16 protein-coding genes and 1 tRNA gene are annotated in these 16965 nt (G+C 37.4%); 9 read left to right on the top strand and 8 right to left on the bottom strand.

Annotated features, from left to right (window positions below; genetic code table 11):
• Positions 1-13 precede the first annotated feature (13 nt).
• From fabI to EPR_RS08000, 3 genes are all read left to right on the top strand, one after another.
• Positions 14-835: an enoyl-ACP reductase FabI gene (gene fabI / locus EPR_RS08010; protein ID WP_200762703.1), complete on the top strand. Its 822-nt coding sequence runs from the start codon at positions 14-16 to the stop codon at positions 833-835.
• Between the two features lie 150 nt (positions 836-985).
• A complete protein-coding gene (locus EPR_RS08005) occupies positions 986-2248 on the top strand; it encodes a hypothetical protein (RefSeq protein ID WP_200762702.1) in 1263 nt (420 codons plus the stop codon).
• Positions 2249-2434: 186 nt separating this feature from the next.
• Complete coding sequence (locus tag EPR_RS08000; protein WP_200762701.1) at positions 2435-2989, top strand: DUF3157 family protein; 555 nt, start codon at positions 2435-2437, stop codon at positions 2987-2989.
• Positions 2990-3001: 12 nt separating this feature from the next.
• Here the strand turns inward: EPR_RS08000 and EPR_RS07995 are convergent, their stop codons facing one another.
• A complete protein-coding gene (locus EPR_RS07995; protein ID WP_200762700.1) occupies positions 3002-3961 on the bottom strand; it encodes an ABC transporter permease in 960 nt (319 codons plus the stop codon).
• Positions 3962-4022: 61 nt separating this feature from the next.
• Positions 4023-5138 carry a transcription termination factor NusA gene (gene nusA, locus EPR_RS07990; protein ID WP_200762699.1) on the bottom strand — a complete coding sequence of 372 codons (1116 nt, stop codon included), beginning with the start codon at positions 5136-5138 and terminating at the stop codon, positions 4023-4025.
• A gap of 220 nt (positions 5139-5358) precedes the next feature.
• Here nusA and EPR_RS07985 point away from each other — a divergent pair, with 220 nt between their 5' ends.
• The 5 genes from EPR_RS07985 to EPR_RS07965 are packed head-to-tail and all read left to right on the top strand — an operon-like array spanning position 5359 to position 9306.
• On the top strand, positions 5359-5604 hold the full coding sequence (locus EPR_RS07985) for an HP0268 family nuclease (protein WP_200762698.1): 246 nt from the start codon (positions 5359-5361) through the stop codon (positions 5602-5604).
• Positions 5605-5626: 22 nt separating this feature from the next.
• On the top strand, positions 5627-6928 hold the full coding sequence (miaB, locus tag EPR_RS07980) for a tRNA (N6-isopentenyl adenosine(37)-C2)-methylthiotransferase MiaB (RefSeq protein ID WP_200762697.1): 1302 nt from the start codon (positions 5627-5629) through the stop codon (positions 6926-6928).
• A complete protein-coding gene (locus EPR_RS07975; protein ID WP_200762696.1) occupies positions 6921-7541 on the top strand; it encodes a lysophospholipid acyltransferase family protein in 621 nt (206 codons plus the stop codon). Before miaB ends, EPR_RS07975 begins: the two co-directional genes overlap by 8 nt.
• A gap of 37 nt (positions 7542-7578) precedes the next feature.
• Positions 7579-8787 (top strand): hypothetical protein, encoded by a 1209-nt coding sequence (locus EPR_RS07970; RefSeq protein ID WP_200762695.1) that lies wholly within the window; start codon positions 7579-7581, stop codon positions 8785-8787.
• Between the two features lie 3 nt (positions 8788-8790).
• The gene (locus EPR_RS07965) at positions 8791-9306 is read left to right on the top strand and encodes a hypothetical protein (RefSeq protein ID WP_200762694.1); all 516 of its coding nucleotides are present in this window, start codon (positions 8791-8793) and stop codon (positions 9304-9306) included.
• On the opposite strand, the gene tilS is transcribed toward EPR_RS07965, so the two are convergent.
• The 6 genes from tilS to mraY form a co-directional block, all read right to left on the bottom strand.
• Positions 9275-10267 (bottom strand): tRNA lysidine(34) synthetase TilS, encoded by a 993-nt coding sequence (tilS, locus tag EPR_RS07960; RefSeq protein ID WP_200762693.1) that lies wholly within the window; start codon positions 10265-10267, stop codon positions 9275-9277. The two genes, EPR_RS07965 and tilS, sit on opposite strands and share 32 nt — an antisense overlap.
• A complete protein-coding gene (gene rimO / locus EPR_RS07955; protein WP_200762692.1) occupies positions 10254-11570 on the bottom strand; it encodes a 30S ribosomal protein S12 methylthiotransferase RimO in 1317 nt (438 codons plus the stop codon). Before rimO ends, tilS begins: the two co-directional genes overlap by 14 nt.
• 69 nt (positions 11571-11639) lie before the next feature.
• Positions 11640-12701: a diguanylate cyclase gene (locus EPR_RS07950; protein WP_200762691.1), complete on the bottom strand. Its 1062-nt coding sequence runs from the start codon at positions 12699-12701 to the stop codon at positions 11640-11642.
• A 132-nt stretch (positions 12702-12833) separates the two neighbouring features.
• Positions 12834-12909, bottom strand: a tRNA-Phe gene (locus EPR_RS07945).
• 41 nt (positions 12910-12950) lie between these two features.
• Positions 12951-14207: a UDP-N-acetylmuramoyl-L-alanine--D-glutamate ligase gene (gene murD / locus EPR_RS07940; protein WP_200764213.1), complete on the bottom strand. Its 1257-nt coding sequence runs from the start codon at positions 14205-14207 to the stop codon at positions 12951-12953.
• Positions 14208-14260: 53 nt separating this feature from the next.
• A complete protein-coding gene (gene mraY, locus EPR_RS07935) occupies positions 14261-15325 on the bottom strand; it encodes a phospho-N-acetylmuramoyl-pentapeptide-transferase (protein WP_200762690.1) in 1065 nt (354 codons plus the stop codon).
• Between the two features lie 94 nt (positions 15326-15419).
• On the opposite strand from mraY, the gene gpmI reads away from it, so the two are divergent.
• On the top strand, positions 15420-16901 hold the full coding sequence (gpmI, locus tag EPR_RS07930; protein WP_200762689.1) for a 2,3-bisphosphoglycerate-independent phosphoglycerate mutase: 1482 nt from the start codon (positions 15420-15422) through the stop codon (positions 16899-16901).
• The last annotated feature ends 64 nt before the right edge of the window (positions 16902-16965 follow it).

The raw sequence follows: 16965 nt of genomic DNA, 5'->3' as shown, positions 1-16965 counted from the left end.
ACAAGGAGCAAAAATGTTGATGAAAGGAAAGAGAGGTTTAATAGTAGGGGTAGCCAACAATAAATCTATCGCTTACGGTATAGCAAAAGCGTGCCACGAGCAGGGAGCAGAGCTTTGTTTTACATATATGAACGATTCTTTAAAAAAGAGAGTGGTACCTATAGCTGAAGAGTTGGGTAGCGATAAAGTGTATCAACTGGACGTAAGTAAACCAGAGGAACTGGAAGCTTTAAAAAAGGCTATCGAAAAAGATTTCGGAAAAATAGACTTTTTTGTACATTCCGTAGCTTTCGCACCGAAAAGCGCACTTGACGGAAGGTTTATAAACACTACTAAAGATGCTTTCAATATAGCTATGGATATCTCCGTATTTAGTTTGATAGAACTTACCAAAACTTTATTGCCGGTTATGAATGAAGGAGGTTCAATACTCACTCTCTCTTATCTCGGAGCGGAAAAATATATTCCTCACTATAACGTTATGGGCGTCGCAAAAGCTGCTTTGGAAGCAAGCGTTAGATACCTTGCAGCCGACCTGGGACCGCAAAACATCAGAGTAAACGCCATCAGCGCAGGTCCTATAAAGACATTGGCGGCTAGTGGTATAGGAGACTTCAGACTTCTGCTGAAATGGAATGAGATAAACTCTCCCTTAAGAAGAAATATTACAATTGATGAAGTGGGTCAAAGCGGTATGTATCTGCTTAGTGATCTTGCCAGTGGAGTGACCGGAGAAGTTCATCATGTGGATGGTGGATATCACATAATGGGTCTGGCTGAGATTGAAGAGAAAGATGGGAAAACATCGTTACTCTGGGACATGCACAAAAAGTAACATAGCAGAGCGGAAAACATACCAAAAAGTATATAATTTAAGGAAAGTTTAATAAATCTCACATATTTGTAACAAAACTTTAAGAAAAGTGTGTTATAATTCTGTCCGTGGGAGTTAATTTTCAAATTTTAATTAGCAAAGGAGTAAGGAATGAAGTATGCAAAACTGAGTCTTGCAGCATTGTTAGCGCTTGGTGTTTCTGCGTTCGCTGATGTAAATAATATAAAAGTAAGCGGTGATGCGAAACTATTTTATGCAACACAGGATGGAGACAATAATCAAATTGGTATAAGACCGGCAACGGGTGATCTTTTTAGTAAAAACAATAGTGCGGGACAGGCAGCTCTCGATTTGGCGGTAGAAGCTGATTTGGCAGATAGCGCTAAGGGTAAAGTAGCGATTACTGCATTGAATACACTTGGATTGGAAAACAATCTTGTAAGCAATGTATGGGAAGGCGGATTAGGCAATCAATGGTGGGTTAGTGAAGCTTGGCTTGCGAAAAGTATTGCGAACACTACTATAAAAGTAGGTAGACAGGCTATCGACACCCCTCTTGCATTTAGTGAAACTTGGTCTATAGCTCAAAACACTTTTGATGCGGCGGTTGTTTTAAACAGCGATGTTCCAAATACCACTTTGGTAGCTGCATGGATAGGTAGAGGAAATAATGCCAGTGGTGTTTTAGGTAGAACTGGTGCTGGTACTTATACTAACATAGTTAGAAATGCTGCAAATGGAGCTGATCCATTTGTTACTTTTGGAACTAATGGAGCATATGCAGTAGGTGCTATAAACAACTCTATAGAAAATGTTACACTTCAGGCATGGTATTATGACGTTCAGCAAATTGCAAGAGCATACTGGCTTGAAGCGGATGTAAAAAATGCTGTGCCTAATTTTATATTTGGTGCGCAATATGCAAATTTAAATCCTGATAACGAAATTACACCTGATGAGAGTTCTGCATGGGCGTTGAAAGTTGGATATGACTTTAAAGATGCTGTTCCTGGACTCAAAGCTTGCGTTTCTTACTCTTCAACCGATGATGATGGTGTTGTGAATATCGCAAATACAGCTGGAACACAGTCAAAACTGTATACTGAAGCATGGTGGAACTACGGATATGTTAGTGCGCCTGCTACAGATGCATACAACATAACTGTTAAATATGATATGAAAGATGTTGCTGAGTTCGGTGCTTACTATACATCCACTGATCAAGATAAAGCTAAAAATGTTACTATGCCGTATGATATGACTGAATTTACTTTGACTGCGACTAAATCATATGGAAGTCTTAATACAACTCTAGCATACATATATACAGATGCTGATAATCAAAATGTTGATGCAAACGGAAATGCAGACAGCTACAATACTGTTCAAGTATATCTTACTTACAACTTCTAATAAAACTTTAGAAGCAATTACTGCCCGGACTTTTGTCCGGGCTTTTTTTATGCACTTTTTTAACCCCTTTTTATGCAAAACCCCTATAAAATTGACTATTGGCAAAAGAGTAGAATCTACAGATACCGTCAACAGACGATTTATTGCTATCTATCACTAAACGATTCAAAAATTCAAGGAGTCAAAATGCTGAAAAAACTTTCTTTTATCATGGCAGCTTTTATGTTTGCTTATGCGGCTGAGTACATAACTCTCGAAAATGGAAAAACTGTTCTTCTAAAAGATGACGGTACCTGGGAAGAGGTGACCGTTATTAAAAAGGGCAATAAAACCATAGCTCTCAAAAAAGACGGCACATGGGAAGAGGTTGCGGCAAAAGATATCGAAACGGCAAATACTTTGACAAACAAAACGAGTGAAAAATACAAAGACAGCAGATTTGCCAAAGCTCTTTTGGGAGAGTGGGAGTCAGATGACGGCTCTGTAAAATATATCTTTGATAAAGATAAAGCTATTTTCAAAAGAGATAAAGAGACAGTTGAAGGGAAGTGGTCGGTAGAGTATCTTGATGAAAAGAGCGGTAAAGTTATAGTAAATATTGGTGAAGGAGCTAGGCTGGGTTTTATCTCTTTTGGTGGTATATCGAGAAATCTTAGATTTTCACCGGATATGAATACTCTTTATGATGAGAGTGAAAAGATGGAAAAGATGGTTGATGTGAAGCTTCACAGAGTCAGATAAAAATAAATACTATTATTCTCTTTTGAAATAGGGATTCAATTTTAAGAGTATAAGATCGGCAAGTATATTTCCAAGCAGCGTTAGAAATGCGGTTATAATAAGTATACCCATTATTACCGGATAATCGCGGCTTAAAGCGGACTGGTAAAAAAGAAGACCCATACCGTTTATCGAAAATATGGATTCTAATATTACGCTTCCTCCTATCAGTCCGGGTAAGGAGAGCCCCAGTATTGTAATGAGAGGTGGTGAAAGGTTCGGTAGAATAAACTTTTTTACTATCGTCTTCTCATCGGCACCTCTCGCCTTTGCAAAGTATATATAGTCACTCTTTATTATATCTGTTGTAAGGGATCTTACATACATGGCCATAGAGCCAAAGCTTACAAAAACGATGACAAATATAGGTAAAACTAGATGCCAGGCAATATCTAAATAATACGCGATCCCGGTTTTTAGCTCAAGAGAGTGAAGCCCGCCGATAGGGAAAAGATTCAGTTCTACCGCAAATATTATGATAAGCAGAAGGGCTAGATAAAAAGAAGGCATGGAAAAACTCAACAGTGAAAGTTGTTTAATGACTTTATCGAGTTTTCCGTTTTGTCTAAGAGCCGATTTTACACCAAGGTAAAGAGAGAGAGTAAAAACGATAGCCATACTTACAATATTTATACCCAGTGTTACGGGAAGCCTAGCAAGAATCTCAGAAGTTACATTTTTCCCGCTAGCAAAAGATACACCGAAATCGAAATGGATCATAGCCCATATCCAAGATAGATACTGTTCCCAAAGAGGCTTGTCGAGGCCATATATGGATTTTAGATGCTCAAGGGACTCTTTTGTGATATTTGGGTTTAGTTCTCCGGCACTGAAGAAACTGTTTGGGGCTGCGTGTATGGCAAGAAAAGAGATGAGAGATATGATAAACAGCATAAGTGTTATATAGACCAGTTTCTTCAATATAATTTTCATTAATCTGTCCCGTTAGTCGTTATTTTTTAAAAACCTGCGAACACTTTTTTATTTGCCTCTTTTATTCTTTAAAAAGATCCTCGAGAGTAATTTTCGGTTTACCTTCCTCTTTTGGTGTCTCTTCGGCTGTTTGGATACCGCCCTCTTTTTCGATGAGTTCAATCTCATATCCCGTAAGCATGGACGCAAGACGGATATTGATACCGCTTTTTCCTATAGCTTTAGATTTTTGGTCGCTAGGAAGAGTCACTATCGCTTTGTCACCCTCAATTTTAACACTGGTTATAATTGCAGGACTGAGGCTTCTGGCAACAAATATTTCTGGGATGCTTGAGTATTCGATACAGTCTATACTTTCACCGTTTAGTTCTTTGCTGACCGCATTTATTCTTACGCCCCTGACTCCGACGCAGGCACCTACGGGATCGATTTTCGGACTGATGGAACTTACCGCCACTTTCGCTCTTTCACCCGGTATTCTTGCCACTTTTTCTATAGTTACAAGACCGTCTTTGATCTCAGGTACTTCGAGTTTCAAAAGCTCTTCCAGGAATTTGGGAGTAGTTCTGGAGAGCTCCAGGTAGATGCCGTGAACTTTGTCTATGACAACTTTTTTCAAAATAGCCTTTACTACATCTCCGGGTTTGAAATACTCGCCTTTTATGCGGTATCTCATGGGCAGTATTGCTCTGACTTCATCGATTTCAACATATGTATTTTGATTTGAGTCTATTCTAGTAACCGTTCCGCTAATAATTTTTCCCACTTTATTCTGGTATTTTTTAAAAAGTTCCTGTTCGATGAGTCTTTGGATATGGTATTCGATCTCTTTTTGCAGTGTTACGGCGGCTGTTCGTCCCAGACTTTCAAAATCGACGGGATATCTAAGCTCGTCGCCCGGTTCTACATCTTTATTGATCTCTTTAGCATCACTAAGTGTTATATATCTGTCCGGCTCTTCTTTTGCTCTTTCGTCATCATCTTCTACAACTAGTATTTTTTGAAACACATCGGCTTTTTTGCTCTGTTTGTCTATTTCTACTTCAAATTCCAGATTTTCGCCCAATACTCTTTTTGCAGTTCTTGCTATGGCATTTTTTATAGCTTCTGTTACATCTTCAACTTTTAAACCTTTTTCATGTGCAATAGAGTCTATAATATCTACTATCTTTTCCACTTCTTTCCTTTTGTTGTTTGTAATATTTTATTGGATTATATTTGACCTTGCAGATTCTTTGGAGGTAGTTATAATTATACTTGATTTTGGCTTTTATTAAGTTTAATTTTAACTTTAGTATAAAATCAATAAAAGGTGACTTTTTTGATATAATATCATAATTACTTTAAGGGGCGTTTGAAACCCGAAAGAGTAGAAAAAAACATGAAAAAGGCTATAAATGGAATTGAAACTGGCAAGAAATGAACTTAAGTCAAAACCAAAATCTATAAAACTGGAAAAGATCGAAGAGGAGCTTGAAAAAGAGGGACAAAAAATCTTCTATTTTGATAGAGAAAATGCTCATAAAGATCTCGTAGAACTTGTTGAATATTTTGAAAACAAAGGGTACAGTGTGTATCTAAGAGAGGTAAAATACGGTCTTGATGAAAACGAATATCTTTATGAAGTGCATATTCTAAAATAAAAAATATAAAAGAGGTAGTAATTTGGGCAAAAAGTTATATATTGAGACTCTCGGCTGTGCGATGAATGTAAGAGATAGCGAACATATCATTGCAGAACTTAAAACAAAAGAGAGCTACGATCTAACAGAAGATATCAATGAAGCCGATCTCATTCTTATAAATACCTGTAGTGTTAGGGAAAAACCGGTACACAAGCTTTTTTCAGAAATTGGACATTTTAATAAAATCAAAAAAAAAGATGCAAAAATAGGAGTATGCGGCTGTACGGCCAGTCATCTCGGAGAAGAGATAATAAAAAGGGCTCCTTATGTTAGTTTTGTTTTGGGAGCCAGAAACGTATCCAAAATAACAGAGGTACTCCATAAAGAAAAAGCGGTGGAGATAGATATAGATTATGATGAGAGTACCTACGCTTTCAGTGATTTCAGAAGTTCTCCGTATAAAGCATATATAAATATTTCGATAGGGTGTGATAAACAGTGTACATTCTGCATAGTTCCAAGTACCAGGGGAGAAGAGATATCTATCCCCTCCGAGCTTATTATAAATGAAGCCAGAAGAGCGGCTCAGAGTGGAGCCAAAGAGATATTTCTACTCGGGCAGAATGTGAACAATTACGGCAGAAGATTTAGTTCCGGCGATGAAAAGATAAACTTCACAGAACTTTTAAGACGTGTAAGCCAAATAGAAGGAATAGAGAGGATTCGTTTTACATCTCCGCATCCTCTGCATATGGATGATGAGTTTTTGGAAGAGTTTGCCTCAAATCCGAAGATATGTAAATCTATGCATATGCCTTTGCAAAGCGGTTCAACTGAGATACTCAGGCGCATGAAAAGAGGATACACAAAAGAGTGGTTTTTGAACAGAGCTTTCAAGCTTAGAGAAATGGTGCCTGATGTCCATATCTCCACAGATATAATAGTCGGATTTCCAGGAGAGAATGATAAGGATTTCGAAGATACACTAGATGTTGTAAAAAAGGTGAAGTTTGAGCAGATTTTCAGCTTCAAATACTCGCCAAGACCTTTAACGCCCGCAAAAGATTATGAAGATCAGGTGCCGCAGGAAATTGCAAGTGAAAGACTGTCCCTGCTGCAGGAGATGCATAAAGAGATGCTTGATGATATAGCAAAGAAACAAAAAGGCAAAGTGTTCAATGTATATTTTGAGGAACTAAAACCGGGCGGATATGTGGCCGGAAGGAGTGACAACAATTTTATCATCAAGGTAAAAGGTTCCGAGGAACTTTTGGGCGAGTTTAGAGATGTAAAGATAACAAAACCCGGTAGGCTCTCTTTAGAGGGAGAGGTTATTGCATAAAGATTTAAAAAGAAGATTTCTTTCAAAAATCTTTCCATCACTCGGTTATCTTATAATAAAAGGGATTTATCTAACATGTAAAAAAGAGTATGTTATCAAGGGTGATATGCCAAATGAGCCTTTCATAGCGGCTTTATGGCATGGTGAGCTTCTTATGCAGCCTTATCTATACAAAAAAGTCAGGAAAAAGCCTAAAATCGCATGTATGATAAGTGAACATTTTGACGGAGAGATAATAGCGGGCATTATAAGATACTTTGGGTTCGAGTCTATCAGAGGTTCTAGTACCAGGGGCTCTGTAAAAGTTCTCCTAAAAGCAATAAAAAAGATGCGAGAGGGTTATGACATAGCCATAACGCCTGATGGTCCGAAAGGGCCTAGACACTCTGTAGCCGATGGCATTATTGCTATATCCAAAAAAGCAGATGCTTATATAGTGCCCTTCAGATACAAAGCCTCCTCTTACTGGCAGTTGAAAAGCTGGGACAGGTTTATTATTCCGAAACCTTTTTCAAAACTGACCTTCATGGCCTCGGAGCCTTTCAAAGTGACCGATATGGAGAGTAAAGAAGCAAAAGAGTATATAAAAAAAAGACTTTCAGAGCCTTTTTGAGTTAAAATTGATAAAATAAAAATAAAAAGGTCTTTATGTGCTAAGCGGACGGGATAAAATTCTCTCTTTTTATCAAAGCGGTAATACTATTTTTTCTATTTTTACCGAAATAAAAAACGGTCTGATTCTAAATGAACAAAGACGAAAATTTTCCGTAAATCTGCTTGGTGAAAAATCTGATGAGTTTAAAAAATACATAAAAAGTTTTGGTCAAAATGTTACAATTGTTTCACTTTTAAATGAGTCTTCCCAATCGATAGAGTGTATAAAAAAGACAAAGGAGATAGGCAGGGATTTTATAAAAAGCAAAACGGCAGAGGATGGTTGGTTTGTTAAGACCCAAAAAGTATCAGTAGAAGAGTTCAAAAAAAAATTTAATGAAATAGACTATCTTTTTTCACCATTTTTTATACTATATTACTTTTACAAACAAAATGAAATATCCAACAGGTTGTGGCTGCTTTTGCAGGATGAGTTTATTACGGCAGTAGTATTTAAAGAAAACAGGCCGATTTTCGGTATTCATGAGAAACTGAAAAAGAACTTTTCCATCGAAGAGTTTATAAAAGATTTTCTGCATAACTTCTACAAAGAGGAGTGCTGCTATTTTATCGAAGAGATAGCCGTTTTTGATGCAACAGCTGGGAAATATGGCGATATTAAAAAAATAGAAGAGACCCTTTTACTTCCGTTAAAGTATGAAAAAACTGACATTTTAAAAGTTCTGCCCGCTCTTTTGCAAAAAGAGGAGTTTGAAAAGTTTAGCTTCACAAAACCTTCAAAAAAAGAGAAACTCTATATAAAAGTTTTTACTGCTGCGATTTTGGTTATTGCTCTTTTTTTGGGAGCAATTGATGTCTATATAAAATTTGAGGAAAACTCTCTTGCGAAGAGAGTATCGATAATGAAAACCGAAAAAGATAAAACGGTTTTGGAAGTTCATGAAACAGAGAAACTGTTAAAAGATTTAAATACTGTGAAAACTTCTATGCAAGATATTCTAAGTACAAATTCGCTTCTTAAAGAAAATATAAAAAACATTTTTGATCTTATCCCTGACTCTGTAGTATTAACCAGAGCAGAGTTTGGAAAAAATGATATTTTACTTGAGGGTGAATCACTTTCAAAAGAGGAGTTTGAACAGTTTATTCAAAAATCATTGAAGGGAGTCTATCCTGAGTTTACGACAAGATTAGAAAAAAGTGGAAAAATCTACAGATTTGTTTCTATCGGGAAAAGGCAGTAAAATATGATACAAAAATTCTACAGTACAAAAATCAAATGGCTTGGTCTGGGAATTTTATTTCTCGCTTTTTTGTATATACTGATTTCTTTCATAATAATCCCGGATATGAAGCAATACAGTGAAACTAAAACCAAAATCGAACTACTTAAAAGAGAGATAGATGATATTTTACAAAAGAAGACAGACCTTAGTAAAAGCATGGGCGACTTCGCCGGTTTTGAAAAGAATCTGATGTTGGCAAAAAATACGATATCAGAAAAAGATATTGAAAAAATTATAAAAAAATATGGAAAAAATATCGATATAAAACCGCAAAATAGTGTCAAAAAAGATAATCTTTACATAGTTTTATACAAAATATCTATGAATATCGAGACGCCGGTAAAGTTTTATGAACTCATAGAAGATATAAAAAACAGAAAACTTCCGTTGCAGATAGATTATCCCGTAAAATTTGAAAAGAAAGATGATGAAATAAGAGTGGAATTTATATTGAAAGTATACTCACTATCTGTTTAATATCTATTTTCTCTTTATAGATATATCCTCTGATGTTCGGAGGGATGCCCAGTTTTCTGCACTCTTCTTTGAACTCTTTGTCCATTTTTGTTTTTGCAAAAGGTGATACGTATATAAAATCTTCAGTTAAAGAGATGGCGAAACGTCCTGCAATTACGCACTCTCTTTGCTTCAAAACCTCTTTTTTCTGGGCATGGCTCATTACATATCCCATCTCTTTAAGTGCTTTGTCAATAAGCCGAATGGCTGTTGTATCATCTTTGGGATTTTTGAAAATATAGAGATTGTTTATTTTCAGGATCGCTTTTTCTTTCAAAAGAAGTTCTTTATCCACATGAAGGAACTCAAAGCTTCTTTTTATCCCTTTTTGAAACTCTTTGACAAGAGGGTCTGAGAATCTGTGTCTGAAATAGTTTCTTCTATATTCCAAAGAGAGGTTTGACTCGTCAATGAAATAATGGATTTTGTTTTCTTTCAGATAACAGAGCAGTTCATCTTTAGATGTATAAAGAAGGGGACGGACTACTGTATAGCTATCTCTTTTGCTCACAGTATCCAGTCCTACCATCTCTACAAGACCCGCTCCTCTTGAGAGCTGCATCAAAAACCACTCGAGTTGGTCATTTAGCTGATGGGCGGTAATAAGATTGTCGTATCCCTCTTTTTCGATAATCTCTTCAAAAAAAGTATATCTTATGTCTCTTGCTTTCTTTTCTATGGACGGCGGCGATAGGGGCGCGATTTTGAGAAAAATTTTTTTGCCATATTTTTCGGCAAGCGTTTTTGCATATTCCGCTTCTTTGTCAGATGCCGCTCTTAAGCGATAGTTTACGGTGGCTATATCAAACTCAACCTCCTCTTTCATAAGAAGAAAAAAGAGAGCAGTCGAATCTACTCCCCCTGAAAAGGCGAGCAGATTTTTTCTGTTTTTTAAAAAATTCAGAGCATCACTGTTTAACATCTATGATTTTTCCAAGCAGTTTATCCGCCGCAACCTCTGTTATTTCGGCAGTGTATATTTTTCCGGCTTCAAGACCTTCTATTTCGCTTTCATTTATCAGTATCTCTCCGTCAATATCTGGTGCCCATTCAAGCTTTCTTGCACCTATAAGCATTTCACTCTCTTCGCTTGGTCCTTCAACGATAACTTTTACTCTTTTCCCTACCTCTTTTTTCAGGCTTTCAAGAGTGGTTTTTGCCACAATATCTTCTATGATTTCAACTCTTTTTTCTATAGTTTCAGGCGGTATTTTTTCGCTCATTTCAAAAGATTGTGTTCCCTCTTCATCTGAGTAAGCAAATACGTTTACCCTGTCAAATCCGAACTCCTCCAGAAAAATACACAGCTCTTCGAAATCCTTCTCGCTCTCTGAGGGGTGTCCTACTATAACCCCTGTTCTTATAAAGGAGCCGGGCAGATCTTTCATAGCGTACAGTAGCTCTTTCGTTTTTTCGGCTCCGACTCCGCGCTTCATGATTTTAAGCATTTTTTCGCTTATATGCTGTATCGGCATCTCAAAATAGTTGTGAAAAATTTTTGAAGAAGATATTTTTTCTATCAGTTTTAAAGATGTTGTTGAGGGGTAAAGATAGAGTATCCTTGCGCTTTTGACACCTTCTATCTCTTCTATTTTGTCTATAAGAGTGATAAGGCCCTCTTTGATACCAAAATCTCTAAGATAGGAGCTGCTGTCCTGCGAAATGAAACTGAAATCATAAAAATCTTCGTTTGTCAGCCTTTCAACCTCTTTTTTTACAAGATTCACGTCTCTTGATTGAAGTTTTCCTTTGAAAGAAGGAATTGCACAGAAGCTGCAGGTCTGATTGCACCCTTCACTGAGTTTTACAAAGGCATGCCAGCTTGAGCCTGTAACGACTCTTTTTTCCTCTTTGATAAGATAAGGTTTTGAAGAAAAGCTGCTCTTTTTTTCGGCAATGAGTCTGTCTATTTTGTTATAGTCGCCTACACCGGTAAAAATATCAACCTCAATAAGCTCTTTTTGAAGCTCTTCTTTATATCTTTCGCTAAGGCATCCTGCCATAACTAGCAGAGACTCTTTTTTTCTTGTCTGATGAAGGTTTAAAACAGTCTGGATGCTCTCTTCTTTTGCAGCATCGATAAATCCACATGTATTAACAATGATCACATCAGCATCTTCGGGAGTATCACACATAGAGAAATTTTGAAGACGTCCCAGCATAACCTCGGTATCTACGAGGTTTTTTGTGCAGCCCAAAGATATGACATATAGCTTTTTTTCCATTTTTGTCCCAGATTTTTTGCCGCTATTTTAGCATAAAAAGTTCAGAGGGCTCAATCACTCTTTGGCGAATCAGTAAGCAACAACTCTGTTTTTACCGGTTTTTTTTGCTTCGTAAAGTGCTTTGTCGGCTCTTTCGAAAATCTCTTCGAGAGTATCGCTTTTTTTGGCTTCGGTTACGCCGAAACTGGCAGTAGTTTTTAATTCGAGTCCTTGAAAAGTTCTGTTTTCAACTGCACGTCTGAGTCTTTCGGCTATATGAACGGCCTGTTCAAGCTCAGAACCGGGAAGTATGACCGCAAACTCTTCTCCTCCGATTCTTGCAGCGATGGCGTTTGCTCTAAGGAAGGTTTTTAGTATCATAGCCATCTCTTTTAAAACAGTGTCTCCTACAGGGTGGCCGTATGTGTCGTTTATCTGTTTGAAATCATCAAGATCTATGATAACGAGGGAGAAAGGGTAGTTTCTGGTTTGAAGATCATTCAAAAGCTCAAGAATCGCTCTTTCAAATCTTCTTCTGTTTAAAAGTCCGGTAAGAAAATCTACTTCAGCTTCGCTTCGGGCAACCTTTAGTTCATCCTGAAGTGCAATTACATCCTGATGGTATTTTTTCAGCTCTTTTGTCATTTTTTCATTTTCAGTTCGTAATTTAGTAAGTTCCGACAATATTTTCGAAATGCTTTCGCGCAGTTCCTGAGGAGAGATGTCGTTTTGGGCTTCTTCAATATATGCGGCATGTGTTCCTATGTTGTCTTGATGATTGTCTACCGTATTTATTATTTCAAGAAGTTTTTTATCTATTGCTTCAGCTATGTTGTTCAGTTTTTTAATAAAACCTTTTGGTTTTGTCTCATACGGCTCTTCGGTATTTTCTTTCACCTCGTCAAAAGGGTCTTCATAAAACTCTTTATAAAGACCCAATATTTCAAAATCGCTCAGATCTTTTTTCTTTTCCAAAATATAGCAAAATACATAAAACCATCTTTCATAGTTTTTTGGAGTAATTATAATGTTATTTCTAATCATAAAATTCATTTCGTTACGAACAATATTCATAATGGTTTTTATTTCATCGTTTGTAAACTTTATATTGTTTTGAAGCTTTTTTTGTATATTGCATTCCGGCTTTGTCATAATTTCAGCCCCTGCTTGGATTTTGGTTGTGCTATGTTTATGCTATGTTTGTGTACGCATTTACGTATTATAGTACGGATTTATAAAAAAAAGATAAAATATTATGCAGAAACTGCTGTGCTTTTTTGGAAGTGGTGGCCAGACCCAGAATCGAACTGGGGACACAGGGATTTTCAGTCCCTTGCTCTACCAACTGAGCTATCTGGCCGGGGAAGTTGAGTTGAAATTATAGATGATAATGCTTAAATTTCAGCTTAAATTCAAAACTAATTTTTTAAATTTTTCGCCTCTTTCTTTATATGAAGAAAACTGATCAAGGCTTGCAGCGGCAGGAGATAGAAGAGCGACACTTTTTTCTGTATGTTTTTTATCAATTTCCTGTACGGCTATATCCAAAATTTCGCATTTTATACATTCGATTTTATATCGCTTGCATAGACCATAAAACTCATCTGTACTAGCACCTATCAGATAGATTTTTATATCAAGATTTTTCATATATTTGAAAAGCTCTCCCGGATCGGCTCCTTTTGCATCTCCACCTAGGATGAGGTGTATTTTTTTGTCGCTATATACTTTAAGAGCCTCGATGGTGGCATCGGGATTGGTCGCTTTTGAGTCATCTAACCAAATCCTGCCCCTTTTATCGGTAAAAATTTCCTGCCTGTGTGCCCCGATGGAAAATTTGTTTATTTTTTCATAATCTGTTTTATCGAAAAGTATTTTGGAAACCGACAGAGCCAGCAGAGCGTCAAGCAAAAAAGCACCCTTGAAGCCGATTTTCGAAGTGTCGATATCCATTTTTTTTGCCAAAGATTCTGCCGAGTCGTATGTTATTTTTAATGCGTCTGTTTTTACGGAGGAGTATTTCGATGGGATGATGCAGATATCTCCCTCTTTCATCATTGAAAGCGGTTTGAGTTTGGATCGCTCATAATTTTCAAAACTTCCGTGCCATGAGATATGGTCCGGTTTTACGGGAAGAAGTATGTATATGTCCGGTTTTGCAAATTTTGTATAGTGGAGGGTAAAAGAGCTTGTCTCAAGAATCCAGATTTTTGAGCGGGTATCAAGTTTTGCAAGAGGAGTGCCTATATTTCCTCCGCTTTGGGCACCGTATGAACTTAAAAGGTGCTCTGTCATTGCGGTTGTTGTTGTTTTCCCGTTTGTTCCGCTTATCCAGACGGTTAATGGTGAAGGATGAAGGGCGAAGGGCGGAGCGAGAAATAGATCGTATTCGCTGATCAGGTTTTTTGCTTTTTTTATCAATGGATTTGAAGGAGGGATTCCTGGACTTGGTATCTCCAAAGAAGATTTGTCAGGGTCAAATAAATTTGCAGGGTATACTTCAAATCCGTTTTCGTCTACATAAGGTTTTTCGGCGCTGTCGTCAAAAAAAATAGCTTTTGCAATCCTTTCGGCGATCGCTTTTGTGGTCTTTCCGTGGCCGAAAAGAGTTAAGGGGAGAGAGTTGTGAAGGTAAAAAGGTTGTAAAGTTGAGCCGATTTTCTTCGTTTTTTTCTCTTTTTTGCCTTTTTGCTTCACCTTCTACCTTCCCGCTACCTGATTTTCAACGTAATCAGTGCTATTATATTTGAAATCAGTGCTATTATCCAAAACCTGACTATTATTTTACTCTCTTTCCAATTTTTCTCTTCAAAATGGTGATGTATCGGAGCCATAAGAAATACTCTTTTTCCTCTCATTTTGAAACTTGCTACCTGGATGATAACTGACAGAGCCTCTATAACAAATACCAATCCTATCAGAATCAGCAGTATCTCACTTTTTGAAATTATTGCCATATATCCTATGAAAGCCCCTATAGAGAGACTTCCGCTGTCTCCCATGAAAACTTCTGCAGGATGGCAGTTGTACCATAAAAAACCTATAAGAGCTCCCGCCAAAGATGCGCTTATGATGGTAACTTCTCCTGTACCGCTGACCTTTGGCAAAAGTAGATATTCGCTCAAAACGGCGTGTCCCGTAATGTAAACTATGATAGACAAAGATGCAAGAGCAAAGATGGAAGGGACTGTGGCAAGACCGTCAAGACCGTCAGTAAGGTTCACAGCGTTGGTTGCGGATACGATGACTAGCATCCAAAAAAATATAGAAAAATATCCCATATCCAGTAGAGGGTATTTGTAAAAAGGAATGTAGAGATAACTGTCTAGATTGGTAACTGCAAAAAGAAACCAGGAAATGGCAAATGCCACTATAATCTGCAACATTATTTTTGCTTTTGCGCTGAGGCCGGATCTGTTCTCTCTTTTGATAATTTTGGACATATCGTCTTTGATACCTATAAGACCGAACAGTACAATAGTGGCAAGTCCTATTATCACGAAAAGATTGTCAAGTTTTGCTGCTATAAAAGTTGCTATGATAGTTGAGGTCAAAAATACAAGTCCCCCCATTGTAGGGGTGTCTGCTTTTTGCTGATGATTTTTTGGAGCGAGAGAATAGATAGGCTGGCTAGCTTTTTTTTGCTTTGCCCATTTTATAAAACGGGGCATAAGAAAAATCGTCAGAAAAAAGGCTATAAAAAAACCTATGCCTGCTCTGACCGTGATATATTGAAAAAGATTTATCCCAAAAATTTCATATAGCCAGTAAAGCATAAATCTCCCGTATCTAATTGTGTTAATATATATTAATAAAAGAGAAATGATACTAAAATTTCACTGATTTTTTTGTTAACAAGAGGGGATAATTATGAAAGGTATAAATAAAGCAATTTTGGTGATAACCGACGGAATAGGCTATAACCCCGACAAAAGATACAATGCATTTGCAACAGCTGAGAAAAAGGCTTATAAATATCTTTTTGACAATGTTCCCTATTCGCTTGTCAAAACATATGGAATGAGTGTGGGACTCCCGGAAGGACAGATGGGAAACAGCGAAGTTGGCCATATGACGATAGGCAGCGGCAGGATTTTGTACCAGGACCTTGTAAAGATATCTTTGGCTTTGAAAGAGGGAACGCTTGAAAAAAACGAAGTGTTTCAAAATCTGCTTAAAAAGTCTAAACGAGTGCATATAATAGGCCTTATGAGCGACGGAGGGGTTCACTCTCATATAGAGCATATGATAGGTATTTCAAATTTAGCGGCAAAATATAAAGACGAGGTGGTTTTGCATACGATTACGGATGGAAGAGATGTAAGTCCAACTTCTGCAAAAAAATATATCGAACAATTAGAATCCCAAAAATCTAAAAATGTAAAAATTGCAACCGTAAGCGGCAGATTTTATACGATGGACAGGGATAAAAGATGGGAGAGAGTTGAAAAAGGCTACAGAGCAATTGCCGAAGCTCTGCCCAAAACGTCGCTTTCACCTTTAGAGTATATAGACAGTCAGTATGAAAAAGGAGTAACCGACGAATTTATAGAGCCTGTCGCATTTGAATGGTATAACGGTTTTGAAGACGGAGACGGCGTACTGTTTATAAATTTCAGAAGTGATAGAATGAGAGAGATTGTAACCGCGATAGGCAGTCCTGATTTTAAAGAGTTTGAAAGAAAACCTGTCAAAATCAATATCGCAACAATAGTCGAATATGATGAAACTTTTCCTTATCCTGTTATGTTCAGAAAAGAGGTGCCCAAAAATACACTATCAGAAGTTATCAGCAAAGCGGGGTTAAATCAGTTTCATACAGCCGAGACTGAGAAGTATGCGCACGTAACTTTCTTTTTCAACGGAGGAACCGAAGAGCCGTATGAAAATGAGACGAGAGTGCTGATACCCAGCCCACGGGTAAGGACATATGATATGAAACCTGAAATGAGTGCTCCCGAAGTAGGCGAGGTTGTCAGAAAAGCAATGGATGAGGAGTATGAGTTTATAGTGGTAAATTTTGCAAACGGAGATATGGTAGGGCATACCGGAGATTTTGAGGCTGCTGTAAAAGCGGTTGAAGCGGTCGATAAGGAGCTTTGGGGGATAATAGACAAAGCAAAAGAGAAAGATTACAGACTCGTTCTTACGAGTGATCACGGCAACTGTGAAAAGATGAGAGATGAAGAGGGAAATATACTTACAAATCATACCGTAGGTGAAGTATGGTGTTTTGTTATGGCCCCGGGTGTCAAAAAAGTAAAAGATGGCGGGCTTAGCAATATCGCACCTACTGTTTTGAAACTTATGGGACTCGAAATTCCGAGCGAAATGGACGAACCGTTGGTTTGAGATGTGACAGAGTGACAAAGTGAAGAGAAGATAGAATTTTTTCTTGCTCAGCCATCAATTTGTC

The sequence above is a fragment of the Nitrosophilus alvini genome (genome assembly GCF_015100395.1).
GTDB classification, from domain to species: domain Bacteria; phylum Campylobacterota; class Campylobacteria; order Campylobacterales; family Nitratiruptoraceae; genus Nitrosophilus; species Nitrosophilus alvini.
The sequence above is the reverse complement of the archived record's forward strand: the minus strand, read 5'-3'. Positions and strand labels throughout refer to the sequence as shown.